A 15,244-nucleotide genomic window follows, 5' to 3' on the forward strand; every position below is an offset into this window, starting at 1 on the left:
CGCCGACAGCGACGGCTTGCAAGCGAAGTTCAACCGCCTATTAGCGATGCAAGCGCAACTGACTTCTAATGCGTTTGCCGCGGCCGATGCTTCGCAGCGTCAGGTGTCAAAGATGCTAATAGTGGTGTCACTGGCCGCCAGTGTTCTGGCATTGCTGGTCAGTCTTTTGTTACGAGGGCAGATCTTGCGCCCCATCCGGGAAATCGAGCAGGCATCGATCAGGTTGCGAGACGGTGATCTGACGTACCGAGTGCGCTTGATCGGTGGCGACGAGATCGCTCACACTGCGCAGGCGTTCAATGAACTAATTGACAGTTTCCAGCAGGCGATGCGTCAGGTTGCCGTGGTAGCCGCCTCGGTCAGTGCATCGGCTGAGACGCTGGTAGGCGCCTCGGCGCAGGTGGCCGAGAGCTCCTCAGCACAGACCGGTGCGGTTGGGGTAGTATCGATGACCATCGAGCAGATGAGCGCCAGTATTGCCGCCATCTCCAACCATGCCCAGAGCCTGCGAGGTTCGGCCGAGGCTAGCTTGCGAGGCACGCAGGACGGACACTTGGCGCTGTCGCGTCTACTCGAAAACATCGACAGCGTACGGCTGGCATTCTTAGCGATTCGCGGCTCGGTAGGTGCTTTTGTCGAAAGCACCTCGGCGATTACCGCCAGTATCACCCAGGTCAAGGATCTCTCTGCACACACCAACTTGCTGGCGCTCAATGCGGCGATCGAGGCGGCGCGGGCAGGTGAAAGTGGGCGCGGCTTCAGTGTGGTAGCAGATGAAGTGCGTCAGTTAGCGCAACGCTCGGCCCAAGCGGCCAATTCAATCAATGATTTGACAGTTAACCTTGAAGGCCAGTCCGAGGCGGTTGGCGACGCTCTGCATGCAGGCACTGTGGCACTGGATGACAGTGGCAGGCTATTGAGCGAACTGGAGAGCACTTTGCAGCAAGCTGCGGACCTAGTTGGGAACTCGACTAAAGGTGTAGACCAGATCGCTGATGCGGTGAGTGTGCAAAGCGAGGGCGGGCGAGGGATCGCGGAGCACATCGAGCACATTGCCCGTATGGCTGGGGAAGGAGATGCGATTACACGTCAAGTTTCTGGAGCGGTGGTATCACTGCGTGAGTTTTCGGAGGAACTGAGCCTGGCGGTGAGTCGCTTCCGCTTCTAAATCTGATTTTGTGGGGAGCGGCGCATGCGCCGCTCCCCACAAAATCAGTGAGAGCTAACGGTTACGAATCAGTTGTAGGAACTCTTGGCGAGTGTTATACGAGTCGCGCATGCATCCGAGCATGACCGAGGTGCTCATTACCGAGTTTTGCTTTTCCACACCGCGCATCATCATGCACATATGTTTCGCCTCGATCACTACCGCCACACCGGCGGCATGGGTAACTTGGGCAATCGCTTCGGCAACCTGGCGGGTCAGGTTTTCCTGAATCTGCAGTCTGCGAGCAAACATATCGACTATACGCGCCACTTTCGACAGCCCCAGCACTTTGCCTGTGGGGATATAGGCAACGTGCGCCTTGCCAATGAACGGCAACAGGTGGTGCTCGCACAGCGAATACAATTCGATATCACGGACGATGACCATCTCGTCGTTGTCCGAGTCGAACAGTGCGCCGTTGACGATCTGCTCAAGGCTTTGCTGATAGCCATGGCACAGGTACTGCATGGCTTTAGCGGCGCGTCTTGGAGTGTCCAACAAGCCCTCGCGCTGCGGGTTTTCGCCAATGCCCTGCAGTATTTCGCGATAGTTTCGGGTCAGTTCCTCGTTCATTGTTGTCCCTGTTTAGAGTTGAATTATAGAAATTTTGTCGGTGGCTTGGCTGGCGTCGTGAAACTGTGCAGTCGAGCCATTACGCCATTGCTCCAGTAACAGCGCTTGACGCTGGTGGGCATGATGTAGAAAGCGCTCTTTCACTGGCCCGTAACCGCGCACGCTGTTTGGCAGCTCCAGCAGCTCGCGGGCTAGTTGCAGGTTGTCGCTGCGCAGGCCTGCGAACACTTCATCCAGAATGCTTTCATAGTTACGCAACCAGTTACGCTCGACCCTGCGCTCATGGGTATGGCCGAACGGATCGAGCCAGCTGTTGCGCAGTATCTTGAGTTTGGCCAGCAGCTTGAAGCCTTGCAGCATCCAAGGCCCGTAGCAGCGTTTTTTGGGTTCTTTGCTAATGCTGTTATCGTTGAGCAGCGGCGGTGCCAGGTGGAAACGCAGGCGGTAGTTGCCTTCGAACGTTGACTGGATCTTTGTCAGAAAGTCGCCGTTGCTGAACAGTCGGGCTACTTCGTATTCATCTTTGATTGCCAGGACCTTGAAGTAGTGGCGGGCAACGCTTTTGGACAGCTCGTCCGGCTGGCCCAGCAGCCGAGTTTCGGCCTCCATAAACTGCTCTACGCGTTGCCGGTAACGCTGGGCATAGGCTTTATTCTGATATTGCGTCAGGACGCTCATACGCCGCTTAACCATTTCTTCCAGGTTTTGCGAAAGTATGCGGTCGGCGCTTTGCTTTTTGCCGGCTTCCACAATGCTAAGTACCCGTGGCAAATCGTGGGCACTGCGTCGGCCCCAGGCGAAGGCTGCCAGGTTGAAGGCTACCGCGGTGCCATTCAACTCGATGGCCTGTTCCAGCGCCTCTTCGCCGACCGGCAACCAGCCTTTCTGATAGGCATAGCCCAGCATGAAGGTATTTGTAGCGATTGAATCGCCCATCAGAGTCGTGGCAATTTTGCTTGCGTCGACAAAGTCCGCCCGCGCTGCGCCAACGGTTTCGGCTATTTGCGCTGACATGCCTTGCGTATGGAATTGCGGGTCAGGGTGGCTGGCCAGATCACCGCTTTGCGCCTGCAGAGCAAAGGTACGCACGAACGCACTGGTAATGCTTTGCTCGCTGTTGACCAGAGCGTGCGTCACACCTTGGCGCAACTTGGATAACGTTTCGGTGTTGGCACTGACAACCAGATCGCAACCCAACAACAAGGCTGCTTCACCTTCGGCGATCCGCGGGGCGAACAACTGATCCTGGCGGGCAGCGATGCGAATGTGGGACCAGACGGCGCCGCCTTTTTGTGCCATGCCAGCCATGTCGAGGTTAAGCGTTCCCTTACCTTCGATAAATGCCGCCATGCCCAGTAAGGCACCTATGGTTACTACACCAGTGCCGCCCACACCGGTCACCAGAATGCTGTATGGCTCTTCGAGGGCGACGACCGACGGAGCGGGCAAGTCCCAGTCATCGTCGGCCTTGGCTGCCAGGGCCTGTGGCTTGCGCAGCGTTCCGCCTTCGACGGTGACAAAGCTTGGGCAAAAGCCGTTCAGGCAAGTGAAGTCCTTGTTGCACGAAGATTGGTCGATCTCGCGCTTGCGGCCGTACTCTGTGTCCACCGCCACCACCGACATGCAGTTGGACTTGCTGCTGCAGTCGCCACAGCCTTCACATACCGCTTCGTTGATCACCACTCGACGTGCCGGGTCGGGGAACTTGCCGCGCTTTCGACGCCTGCGCTTCTCCGCTGCGCAGGTCTGGTCATAGATGATTGCCGACACTCCCTGGAACTGGCGCAATTGCTCCTGGACCTCGTCCATCTTGTCGCGGCGTACTACCGAGACACTTTGGGCCAGATCATCAGTGCCCTTGTACTTCTCAACATCGTCACTGACCACCACTAAGCGCTGAACGCCCTCTGCAGCCAGTTGGCGGCTGATTTGTGCCACGCTGAGGCTGCCGTCCACTGGCTGCCCGCCTGTCATGGCAACGGCATCGTTGTAGAGAATCTTGTAGGTAATTTGCGCCTTTGCCGCGATGGCGGCACGAATAGCGAGAATACCGGAGTGGAAGTAAGTACCGTCACCCAAGTTGGCGAAGACGTGTTGGGTGGTGGTAAACGGCGCTTGGCCGATCCAGGCCACACCTTCGCCACCCATTTGGCTGAAAGTTTGGGTTTGCGGGTAGATCCAGGCGGCCATGTAATGGCAGCCGATACCGGCCAGCGCGCGGCTACCTTGCGGCACCTTGGTCGAGTTGTTGTGCGGACAGCCAGAGCAGTAGTGCGGCACGCGTTCCATCAGGTTGCTGAACTGGCCTTTGCACGCCAGCTGCGCTTCCAAAAGGGCTAGGCGCATTTGAAGCGAACCGCCTGGGTGCAGGCGCAGGATTCGCTTGGCCAGGGCTCGTGCGATCATCGCCGGCGTCAGGTCATTTATAGCCGGCAGCAGCCAAGCGGTGTGCGGCAGGCTCCATTCACCCTTGTCGTCGAACTTGCCAACGATACGCGGACGTACGTCCTCACGCCAGTTGTAGAGCTCTTCCTTGAGTTGGTACTCGATCATGTGGCGCTTTTCTTCCACCACCACAATCTCTTCCAGACCTTCGGCGAACTGTCGCACACCTTCAGCTTCCAGCGGCCAGACCATGCCGACCTTGTAAAGGCGCAGACCGATTTTTTGCGCTTGTGTTTCGTCGATCCCAAGGATGCGCAGGGCCTGGCATACGTCGAGATAGGACTTTCCCGAAGTGACAATGCCAATTCGTGCATTCGGCGAATCCATGACAATGCGATCGAGGCGGTTGGCTCGGGCATACGCCAGGGCGGCATACAGCTTATGCTCCAGCAGGCGCTGTTCCTGGGCCAGTGGTGGGTCGGGCCAGCGGATGTTCAGACCCCCTTCAGGCAACGCAATGGTCGGGATTACAGGCTGTACGCGATGAATGTCGATATCGACGACGGCCGCGCTTTCAACAGTGTCCGCCACAGCCTTGAGGGCGACCCAGCAGCCTGAGTAGCGCGACATGGCCCAACCATGCATGCCATAGTCGAGGTACTCCTGTACGCCGGAGGGCGCCAACACCGGCATCATCACTGCCTTGAAAATGTGCTCGGTCTGGTGGGGAAGGGAAGAGGAGCGGGCGCCATGGTCATCGCCTGCAATGGCCAATACACCCCCAAATTTTGATGTGCCAGCTGCGTTCGCGTGGCGGAAAACATCACCGCAACGGTCTACGCCGGGGCCCTTGCCGTACCACATGCCGAATACGCCATCATACATGGCACCTTCGAACAAATTGACCTGCTGCGTACCCCAGATCGAGGTTGCGGCAAGGTCTTCGTTCATACCAGGGTGGAACACTGTGTGGTGTGCTTTGAGGTAGTCACGTGCTTTCCACAGGGCCTGATCGAGTCCCCCTAGCGGCGAGCCGCGATATCCGGAAATGAACCCGGCGGTATTCAGACCGTTGGCCTGATCGCGTAGCCGTTGCATCAGGGGCAGGCGCACTAGCGCCTGAATCCCCGTGAGCAGTACATGTCCACTGTGTTGTACGTACTTATCTTCCAGAGAAACCGGGGTACTCATGTTCATCCTCCAGGCGTTGTTCTTGTATGGCTGCACCGGTAAGGCCGATGCCTTGTAGAGGCCGACTCTAGAAAGCAGGGGCGCGATCGTAAAATCACAAAAACAGCCGTGAGGTATTGGTGTTTCAAATACCTGCATGCGTCGGCATTGGCGGTGTTGCAGCTCAAACCGGGACTGTCGGGCCTAGATGCTAATTAAATATGGACAAATAATCAAAAAATGTTCAATTATTGGTCTTGAAGACGCTTGAGAACAAAACAGACAAGGGAGAAAGCCATGCGTGCAGCCATCATTTCCGAACGCAATGCGTTGCCACAGGTACGTGAGTTCAATGAGCCGCAAGCGCAAGACGGTGCGGTGCTGATCGACGTGGACACGGCCGGCCTTGGGGGGTGGGATGTGCTCGGGGCCTACCGTCTGGGTGTCGAATACCCTTGCGTCATCCGTGGTGAGGGCGTGGGACGAGCGCCGGATGGGCGGCGGGTATACTTCGGTGAGCGTTCGGTGCTGCCCTACGGTGCCTGGGCCGAGCGCACTTTGGTGCCGCAAGCCGAAGTGTGGAATGTGCCGGATGATGTGGACGACAAAACCGCGATCAGCATGGGTATTGCCGCTACCGGGGCCATCGTGCCGCTGGAAAAGGCTGAGATTCAGAAGGGCGAAAAGGTCTTGGTCCTCGGCGCCACCGGCACCCTGGGACAGATTGCCTTGCAGCTTGCGCGTGGCATGGGTGCTGGCAAGGTCGTTGGTGCTGCGCGTTCACAGGAAGCGCTTGGCCGTCTGAAGTCGCGCGGAATCGCCGACGAGGTCGTTACCCTGGGTGGCAGCGATGATGTTGACGCACTTAAGGAGGCAGCGGCCGGTGGCTTCGATGTGGTACTCGACCTGGTGTGCGGACAACCCTTGCTGACGTCTCTGAAGGCCACCAATTGGGGGGCACGCATTATGACCATTGGCACTGGTGCTGGCCGCCAGCTCAACCTGGATATCGCCGACCTGCTGTTTCGCAGCTTGTCGTGCATCGGGACCGGCCAGCGTCCCCCTGCGGACCGTGAACAGATCTGGCTGCGACTGTTGAAGATCGCCAGGGAACAGCAGATACACGTGGACTACTTGGATTTCACCCTTGACCAGGCCGCAGAGGCTTGGGCTGCTCAGATAGATGGACCGCACGCCAAGATCACGGCCACGATCCGCCGCTGAAGGCCGCAGCGGCAAGCGGTTTCATTGGTTCTGGCGGCGGGCTCGGCATAGCAGATGATCAAGGGCAAAGACGTTTCCATGCGCCAGCTTCGGTACTTCGTGGCGGCGGCTGATGCGGGTCAGTTCTCCCAGGCGGCTCTGAAGGTGCACGTGTCGCAGTCGGCCATCACCGCCGCGGTGCAGCACCTGGAAGAGACTATGGGTGTTAGCCTTTTCGACCGTTTGCCCTATGGCGTGACACTGACAGCCGAAGGCAATAAGTTTGCCCAGCATGCGCGGCATATCCTCGAAACGTTGCAGGACGCCCTGAGCGAGCCGCTGTTCCTCAGCCACTCGACACGGGGAAGCGTGCGTGTGGGGGCTTCCTACACGCTGCTGGGCTACTTCCTGCCAGCGCTGCTTGCACGATTCAAGCGCAACTATCCGCAGGTGGAGATCGAACTCGTCGACATAGATCGCCACAGCATCGAGCAGGCCGTTAACAATGGCGATCTCGACCTAGGCTTGGTGATAGTGTCCAACACCCCCAGCCTGAATGTGTTCTCCCATCAGGTGTTGATTCGGTCCCGCCGGCAACTCTGGTTGGCCATCCAGCACCCCTTAATGACTGCCTCCTCAATCAACCTCGAAGACGTGGCGCAGCACGCCTACATCCTTGCCACCGTGGATGAAGGTGACAGCTCGACGTTTCGCTACTGGGCGTCTCGTGGGTTGGCTCCCAACGTGGCTTTTCGTACTTCTTCCATGGAGGCGCTGCGCGGCATGGTCGGCCATGGCTTTGGCGTCGCCATTCTTTCCGACATGCTTTACCGACCTTGGTCCCTGGAGGGTAAGAGGATCGAGGCTCGGCCATTGACGGATGTCATTCCGCCCATGGAATTGGGACTGATTTGGCGACCCGACAAGCAGTTATCGATATCGGCCCAAGCGTTTCGACAGTTCCTGATCATGGCGTGTACGTCGTGAAACCTTGCTGGCCTTGCGTTGTTCCTCAGGGTGCTATGCGCAACACAGATAAAAATGAACAAAAATAAAATAAATGTCTATATTTTAATTGGTTCCGAAATTGCCGAACGGTGACCGTTCGGCCTGCTGGCCGATTACAACAAGGAGAACGCCATGCTGATCGATGTACACGCCCACCTGCTGACAGAGGGTATGCTGAACCGCCACGAATTTTGGGGCCCGTTCATGAAGGTGCAGGGGTTGACTGTCGGCCATTTTTCCCTAGGCACCAAGCAGCCGGCCAAAGCCACTAGCGACGCTGAGGCGCAAGTCAACCTATTGGCACGCATGACCCACGCCAGTCGTCGCAAGTTGATGGCCGAGCGGGGTGTCGACAAGCTGGTGGTCTCCACGCCTTCGCATTGCTTCATGTATTGGGCTGGTGATTTTGCCAACGAATACGCGCGTATTTGCAACGACGAGATGTCAGAGTTCTGTCGCGCCGACCCGGACCATTTCGACTTCTGGTGCCATGCCAATCTGGCCGATCCGCGCAACGCAGCCAAGGAAATCGAGCGAGCGGTAACCCAATTGGGGGCCAAGGGTGTATGCGTAGGCGGTGCCAACTTCAACGGATTGCAAGCTCATGACGAGCAGTTGTTCCCAGTGTGGGAGAAGCTCACACAGCTGGATGTACCAATCATGGTGCATGGCTTCAATCAGTCGATCTACTGGGGCGAAAAACATACCGACGACAAGTTCGAAACCACGTCCATTGTGGGCGATTGCGTCGATGAGACCCTGTTTTTCTGGTACCTAATCTGTGGAGGTGCCCTGGATGTCTTTCCAACCCTGAAAACCTACATCACCCATGCGGGGGGCATGGCGATCTTCCAACTGGGCCGACTCAGCGAACTCAACCAAGCTATGGCGCCCGATACGCGCAACCAGCGGCCGCTGCTGGACTATCTGCAGAACTTCTACTTCGATCTTGACGTACACGCACCTGGTTTGCGTCGTGGTGTCGCTGAAGTGGTGGGTTCTGAACGCTTGCTGTACGGTACAAACTTCGGTGGTGCCTATGACCACGGTGACCTGACGGCCGGGCTAGGACTATCGGTTGCGGATCGTGAGCGGATCCGCAGTGGTAACGCAATTGAACTGCTCAAACTGAAAGTGCCAGCTCACGCGGCGCGTGCTGTGACGCCGTGACGGGCAGTTTGCTGGCGATGAGTGCTGGGCGGCCGTATCCTCAACGTGTCGGGCGGCTGCCGCGACAACTCGGCGACCTCAGCGCCGCTTGGCTGACGGAGCTGCTGCAGCCGCGTTACCCCGGCATCGAAGTGCAGGCGTTGGCGGTGGTGGAGGTCCGCAATGGGCACACTACCAAGCTGCGCGCCAGGCTCGAGCTGAACGAGGTCGGTCAGCGCGCAGGGATACCGTCCCATGTCTGCCTGAAATCGAACTGGTCAGAAGGCTTCGAGAGCGGCGATATCTGCGAATTGGAGTCGCGTTTCTATCATCTGACCCGCGCGTGGTCCGGCGCGCCATTGCCTGCCACGTATTTCACTGATTGGGACGCCGATGGTGGTGGGCGCGGCGTAGTGGTAATGGAGGATCTTGGGCTGGCAGCCGGGAAGTTCGGCCACAGCACTGATCACCTGGGCGTGGATGGAGTCGCGCAGGGGCTGGAGTCTTTAGCCGCGTTGCATGCCGTGACCTGGGCCCACCCACGGCTGCACCGTCAGGTCTGGCTTCCGGTGTCGATGGCCAACCCGGTAGACAACGACGGCCTGCTGCGTATGTACAACTACATCAAGGTCAACCTGGGCAAGGATGACTACCGGCAGCGTCTACCTCGTTGGATCTATGAGACGCCAGAGCTCTTCAGCCATGCTTTCGATGAGTTGGCTGCCTTCGAGCGGGCACAGGTTTCGCCCTCTTGCTTGATCCATGGCGATTCGCACCAAGGGAACAGTTTTCAGCGTGACAATGGACAACGCATCTGGCTCGACTGGCAGTTGGCAAGACGCGGGCGGCCATGGCGCGATGTGGCGTACTTCATGCTCGGCGCGTTGACGATAGAAGAACGCCGCGCCGAGGGGCAACGGCTTCTGCAGGTGTACCGCGAAAAGTTGATCAGTCTGGGAGCGGCTGGTGTACTCGACCAGCACGCCGCCTGGGAGCAACTGCGGCGTTGGCCGGTGTGGGGCATGCAGACATGGATGTCGAACATGGATGACTGGGGGCAGTCAGGATTGCCGATGGTGGAGCGATTTTTTACCGCCGCCGAAGACTTCGACACGCTTCGCCTGCTGACACGAGGACGCAAGCCACGGCGTACTCCGGTGCTGGGCGAGGGCGCTCGTCCGCTGACGCCAGCCTATGCACACCTCTTGAAGGATTGAACATGGTCAAAACGCACGTGCATGGAGGTAAGCGAGGCTGAGTATGGCGGACTGGAGTACTACCTGGCGCGCTTGAGCGGTATAGATCGTTACGGCTTGGACGCGCTCCGCAATCGACTCCTAGTGGCTTAGGGCAGGGTACTTGCGGTGACCCGTACGGGTTGCCATTGGGCCAATGCAATTCCCAGCAGAATCAGTCCGCCGCCTACCGCGTGATACAGGTGCAATGGCTCACCGAGCAGCCCAATCGCCAAGGCTGCGGTGAAGAGAGGGACCAGATTCATCAGTGCCGCGGTTTTTTCCGGGCCCAGGCGTTGCAGGCCTTGCATCCACAGGCCCGGTGCCAACGCCGAAGCGAATAGACCAGCAAACAGAACCAGCGGCAGGCTCTGAGCGCTCAGGGCCATCGATGATGTAAGCAAAAATGGCGGTACCAGCATTAACGTGCCGCAGAGTATCTGTACATAAAGGCTTTCCCAGGTGGGCAGGGGGATTTGCCAGCGCTTCACCAGCACGCAATACAGGGCGTAGGACAGTGACGCCAGCAGCATCAGCCATTCACCCAGACCCACCCCGCGCTGCCAGAGCGATGGCAGGTGGCCCGCGGTCAGCAACCATGCCAACCCTGCGAATGAAACTGCCGTGCCTGTCAGTAACGGCAGGGTGGGGCGTGTGTTCAGCAGCGGGAAGGCTACCAGTACCGTCAGCAAGGGCATGGTCGCCAGGATCAATCCCATTGAGGTGGCACTGACCGTATGTGCAGCAAAGTAGGCCAGAGACTGATACAGCGACATGCCGAGCAATCCCAGTAGCCATAGTTTGGGCAGGTATGGCCGTATCCTCTGGCGCATTCTCCAGACCCTGGGCAGCATGACTGGTGACAACACCAGCAATGCGGTCAACCAGCGATAGAACGAAATGGCCGCGGGATCTATCACCCCCACCGACAGGCGATTGACCACGGTACTGGCAGCCCAGATCAGTGTGGCAAGCACTGGAAACAGCAGCTTCATTACGGGCGCTCTAGTGGCTGTCGGTGTTTCGAGCGGCCAGTGCCGCGGCAAAATCACGCTTGAGTGTCGGGAAGTAGGCAATCTGGCCACCCATGCCCCCGGCAATGTCTATCGAAGCCGCGCTGATGAAACTGGCGTATTCGCTGGAAAGGAACAACACCATGCCTGCAACATCTTCCGGTTTGCCATAACGGCCGATCGGCACCACCTTCATAACCATCGCATCGAACTCCTCACGGCTGACCCCGGGGCCCATCTCCTTGTAGTGGCGGTCCCACTGGCCAGTGTCGATCCAGCCCATGTTCAGGCTATTGACGAGAATATTGTCCTTGGCCAGCGACATGCCCAGCGAGCGCGAAAGCGCTACACATGATGCACGGTTGATCACCGAAGGGATCCCGTCGGGGGTCGGCACGGTGCCGGCCAGGGCATTGATCTCGATGATCCGCCCCCAGCGCTGTTGCCGCATGAACGGCACCACAGCCTGGACGAAGCGAAAATGCCCCATCTGCAACACATTGGCGTGTTCAAGGATGGCTTCCGGCGTGAGGGTCTCTAGGTTGCCCCCACGCCCCTGGCCCGCGTTATTTACCAAAATGTCCACGCCTCCCCAGGTCTGCACCACCTCACCGACGAAATGTTGAACACCCTGAGTGTCCGTGACATCCACGGCTCGGGCCAGTACCGCCTGCGCATGTTCCTGCAGTTGTGCTTCCGCTTCGCGGACGGCCGCCAAGCTACGTGCGCAGATGGCCACACGGGCACCTTCCAGTGCGAAGGCACGGGCTATCGCAAGGCCTATACCGCGTGAAGCACCAGTGACAATCACGCGTTTTCCGCTCAGATCGATGTTCATGCGGGGCAAGCTCCTTGTGATACTTGTTGGATTGACGCAGGCACGTTGCGGGTGTCTTCAGTGGCTTGTTTACCGGAAAAAAGCCGGTTGAGCAAAACATAATTGAACAGTTAGCATTTTTGTGTGCAGTATTGACCATGCTTTTCTCCATGCCCTCTCACACCGGGGGCGATCAGCGGCAACAAAAAAATCGACTGAGATTCTAAATGCAGAATTGAAATCTTTATATGGAATTATTTGTTTTTCTCGGTTAATTTGAAATCAAGCCATGGGCGCGCTTCACCGGTGAAACCTGCCGACAAGCTCACCCGAGCTGCTTAGGCAGGTGAGGTAGCAGTACGTCAGCACGGCTGTAGCCAGTACTTGGCCTTATACAAACGACTGAAAATAAAAATAAAAGGTGCCGTATGAAAGACATGACCAAGCAGGGAAGGCATGTGTTTAGCCGCAGCGCGATAGCGCTGGCAGTGCTCGGCGGGATGAGTGGAGCGCACGCTGTTTCGTTTGACCTGAGCAACCCTGACTACCGCCTGCGTTGGGACAATACCGTCCGCTACAACTTGGGCGTGCGCATGGAAGACCAAGACCACCGCATCATGCGGACCCCGACCTACGACGAGTCCGACAGCAAATTCGACAAAGGCGATATCGTTACAAATCGACTCGATGTGTTGAGCGAAGTGGATTTCTCCTACCTGAACGAATGGGGGGCACGCCTGAGTGCTGCTGGCTGGTACGACAATGCCTACCGTGACACCAAGGTCCACAGCCAGGTGGGTGGCCAGACCAGCTACGAAAATGGTCACTACAGCGATGAGGTCAAGCGCTATGTCAGAGGACCTTCTGGTGAAATCCTCGATGCGTTCGTGTGGAAAAACTTTCAGGTAGGCGATACACCGCTTAACGTCAAGATCGGTCGCCATACCAACTACTGGGGCGAGGGCCTGCTGTTCGGTGCACACTCAGTTTCCTACTCTCAGGCCCCGAGCGACGGTGTAAAAGCCGCTACCAGCCCGGGTATCGAGACAAAAGAAGTATTTCTGCCCATCGGCCAGATATCTGCCAAGGCCCAGGTCACTGATCATCTTTCCATCGCCGGCCAGTACTTCTATGAGTGGGACTACACCCGTATTCCCTACGGCGGGACCTACTTCGGCGGTGCAGACTTCCTGTTCGAAGGTCCGGATCAGATGCCAGCCGGTGCTGGGGCACTCAAGCGCGCCTCCTCCAAGTATGGTCGCGACAGTAATGCCAACTGGGGCGTGATGGCCAAATACAACGTTGAGGCGATCGAATCGACCTTCGGCTTCTACTACCGCCAGTTCGACGACTATCAGCCTTGGCTCGCACCGCAGGTCAAGGCGAACCTGGGTGAGTACCGCGTCGTGTACCCCCGCGGGGTCAAGCTTGCCGGTATCAGTTTTGCTCGTGTGTTCGATTCGGTGGCCGTGGGCACGGAGCTGTCATACCGCAAGAACGGCGCATTGAACGCCACTGGTGTCAGCACGCTGGATGACGAGGGGCCGCGTGGTGACACCATCCACTTTATCGCTAACGCCGTGTATGGCATGCCACGCAACTTCATTGCCAATAACGCGACCTTGGTTGGCGAGTTTGCCTACAGTCACCTGGTCAAGGTGACCGAGCATGACGAGTTGTTCAAGTACAAGGGCAATGCCGCCTGTACGGACGCCCGTACACCCGGTGTCGCCGGCTCCGGCGACGCGTCCGATGGTTGCTCGACGCGCGACTACTACGCGGTGGCAGTCAACTACACGCCGCAATACCTGAGCATCTTCCCATCTTGGGACATGGACGTACCTCTGACCATCAACTATGGCATTCATGGTAACGCTGCCTCGGCTGGTGGCGGCAGTGAAGGTGCGATGTCCTGGTCGGCTGGTGTGAAGTTCACCTATCAGCAACAGTATGAATTCGGCCTACGTTACGCCGATACCCGCGCCCAACCCAAGAACCTGGCAAATGGCACCGTCGGCGGCAATGGCGGCGTTGGTAACACAGACCGGGGCTGGTTGGCATTCACATTCAAAACCTCCTTCTGAACAAATCCAATAAAAACGGAGACTGCCCGAATGAAAAGACAATTGGCCTTGTCCCTGGCGCTGTTCGGCATCGCTACCTGCAGCGTGGCCGCGGTCAGCCCGGAGGAAGCGGCGCAGCTAGGTAAAACCCTGACCCTTTTCGGTGCGATCAAAGAGGGAAATGCAGAGGGCACGATCCCTGCCTACGATGGCGGGTTGCGTACTGCACCGCCAGATTTCAAACCAGACAGCGGGTTCTGGGCCGATCCATTCCGCAATGAGAAACCCTTGTTCCGCATCACTTCGCAGAATATGGCCCAATACGCTGACAAGCTCAGTGAAGGACAAAAGGAAATCCTCAAGAAATACCCGGAGTACTACTTCGATATCTATCCGAGCCACCGCACCACGGCATATCCAAAGGAGGTGTTGGATGCCACGGTACGCAACGCCACCACTTGTAACACACAGAGAGACGGGCTGGCAGTCGACCCGGCCTGCCGTGGAGGGTTGCCATTCCCGATTCCGAAGACTGGCAACGAGGTTATCTGGAACCAGCAACTGCGATACAAGATCGGCCCCGGGTACTCCACCACCAGCTCCTCTAATAGCTGGGTGATGGATGCGAATGGTCAGCGGACCAAGGCTGCCGAGCAAGCCACGTTCGAAGAGCAGCCCTACTATCAGCCTACGCAGGCCGACCGCGATCCAATGATGTATGCCCGTGTGTATTCACTGAACAACTATCCGGCACGCCGTTCGGGTGAAGTCACCGTACTCAACGATTATCTGGACCCTGCGGCCAAAGCGCGTCGAGCCTTCAGTTATTCGCCTGGCCAGCGGCGGGTGAAGCTGGCGCCGGAGTTTGCTTTCGATACGCCAGTCGCTAGCCAAGGCGGGGTTACGCTGTTCGATGAGCTGCAAATGTTCTCGGGCAGTCAGGACCGTTTCGATTACAAGCTGGTGGGCCGAAAGGAGATGTTCATTCCTTACAACGCCTACAAGTTCTACTTCGAGTGCAACCAGGACGAGCAATTCCTTAAGCACCATGCCAATCCGGCGTGCGAGCGTTGGGAGTTGCACCGTGTATGGGTTGTCGAGGCCACGCTCAAGCCGGGCAAGCGACACGTCTACAGCAAGCGAACTTATTACCTAGACGAGGACACCTTTGGGATTGGGCTGTACGACGCCTGGGACCAAAGCGGTGCCTTGTATCGCGCGATCTTCCTCAGTGGTGTGCAGTTGTACGACAAAAACTTGCCGTACAACGTGAAAAACGTCGTGTATGACTTCAACAAAGGCATGTGGGCGCTGCTCAACGACGGGTTGAAGGGCGGCTACAAGTTCGTCGATACACCACGAACCGAACGGGACATGAACCCCGAGGCAATTGTCGCTCGGGAGACCCAGCGCTAAGCCCT

The 15,244-nt window shown here is 57.8% G+C and carries 11 protein-coding genes; 7 read left to right on the forward strand and 4 right to left on the reverse strand.

Annotated elements, in window-relative coordinates; all coding sequences use genetic code 11:
• The first annotated feature begins 112 nt into the window (after window positions 1–112).
• Window positions 113–1,168: a methyl-accepting chemotaxis protein gene (locus tag B4I46_RS25630; protein WP_414708929.1), complete on the forward strand. Its 1,056-nt coding sequence runs from the start codon at window positions 113–115 to the stop codon at window positions 1,166–1,168.
• Window positions 1,169–1,222: 54 nt separating this feature from the next.
• Here the strand turns inward: B4I46_RS25630 and folE are convergent, their stop codons facing one another.
• Window positions 1,223–1,780 carry a GTP cyclohydrolase I FolE gene (gene folE, locus B4I46_RS09640; protein WP_046785888.1) on the reverse strand — a complete coding sequence of 186 codons (558 nt, stop codon included), beginning with the start codon at window positions 1,778–1,780 and terminating at the stop codon, window positions 1,223–1,225.
• A 12-nt stretch (window positions 1,781–1,792) separates the two neighbouring features.
• A complete protein-coding gene (locus B4I46_RS09645; RefSeq protein ID WP_286899877.1) occupies window positions 1,793–5,356 on the reverse strand; it encodes an indolepyruvate ferredoxin oxidoreductase family protein in 3,564 nt (1,187 codons plus the stop codon).
• A 276-nt stretch (window positions 5,357–5,632) separates the two neighbouring features.
• Here B4I46_RS09645 and B4I46_RS09650 point away from each other — a divergent pair, with 276 nt between their 5' ends.
• From B4I46_RS09650 to B4I46_RS09665, 4 genes are all read left to right on the forward strand, one after another.
• On the forward strand, window positions 5,633–6,559 hold the full coding sequence (locus B4I46_RS09650) for a quinone oxidoreductase family protein (protein ID WP_054573037.1): 927 nt from the start codon (window positions 5,633–5,635) through the stop codon (window positions 6,557–6,559).
• Window positions 6,560–6,613: 54 nt separating this feature from the next.
• Window positions 6,614–7,525 (forward strand): LysR family transcriptional regulator, encoded by a 912-nt coding sequence (locus B4I46_RS09655; RefSeq protein ID WP_046785890.1) that lies wholly within the window; start codon window positions 6,614–6,616, stop codon window positions 7,523–7,525.
• Window positions 7,526–7,678: 153 nt separating this feature from the next.
• Window positions 7,679–8,716, forward strand: a complete 1,038-nt coding sequence (locus B4I46_RS09660; RefSeq protein WP_046785891.1) for an amidohydrolase family protein — start codon at window positions 7,679–7,681, stop codon at window positions 8,714–8,716.
• Window positions 8,713–9,912 carry a phosphotransferase gene (locus tag B4I46_RS09665; RefSeq protein WP_052750419.1) on the forward strand — a complete coding sequence of 400 codons (1,200 nt, stop codon included), beginning with the start codon at window positions 8,713–8,715 and terminating at the stop codon, window positions 9,910–9,912. The genes B4I46_RS09660 and B4I46_RS09665 overlap by 4 nt, the downstream gene beginning before the upstream one ends.
• A 128-nt stretch (window positions 9,913–10,040) precedes the next feature.
• Here B4I46_RS09665 and B4I46_RS09670 read toward each other — a convergent pair whose 3' ends face one another.
• Together B4I46_RS09670 and B4I46_RS09675 are read right to left on the reverse strand one after the other, a co-directional pair.
• Window positions 10,041–10,925, reverse strand: coding sequence for a DMT family transporter (locus B4I46_RS09670; protein WP_046785892.1), 885 nt, complete (start codon window positions 10,923–10,925; stop codon window positions 10,041–10,043).
• A gap of 10 nt (window positions 10,926–10,935) precedes the next feature.
• Window positions 10,936–11,781, reverse strand: a complete 846-nt coding sequence (locus B4I46_RS09675; RefSeq protein WP_046785893.1) for an SDR family oxidoreductase — start codon at window positions 11,779–11,781, stop codon at window positions 10,936–10,938.
• Between the two features lie 407 nt (window positions 11,782–12,188).
• On the opposite strand from B4I46_RS09675, the gene B4I46_RS09680 reads away from it, so the two are divergent.
• Window positions 12,189–13,844, forward strand: coding sequence for a DUF1302 domain-containing protein (locus B4I46_RS09680; RefSeq protein WP_046785894.1), 1,656 nt, complete (start codon window positions 12,189–12,191; stop codon window positions 13,842–13,844).
• A gap of 30 nt (window positions 13,845–13,874) precedes the next feature.
• Window positions 13,875–15,239: a DUF1329 domain-containing protein gene (locus B4I46_RS09685; RefSeq protein ID WP_046785895.1), complete on the forward strand. Its 1,365-nt coding sequence runs from the start codon at window positions 13,875–13,877 to the stop codon at window positions 15,237–15,239.
• Window positions 15,240–15,244 lie beyond the last annotated feature (5 nt).

The organism is Pseudomonas sp. UBA7500 (genome assembly GCF_002478435.1).
In the GTDB taxonomy this organism is placed as follows: domain Bacteria; phylum Pseudomonadota; class Gammaproteobacteria; order Pseudomonadales; family Pseudomonadaceae; genus Aquipseudomonas; species Aquipseudomonas palmensis.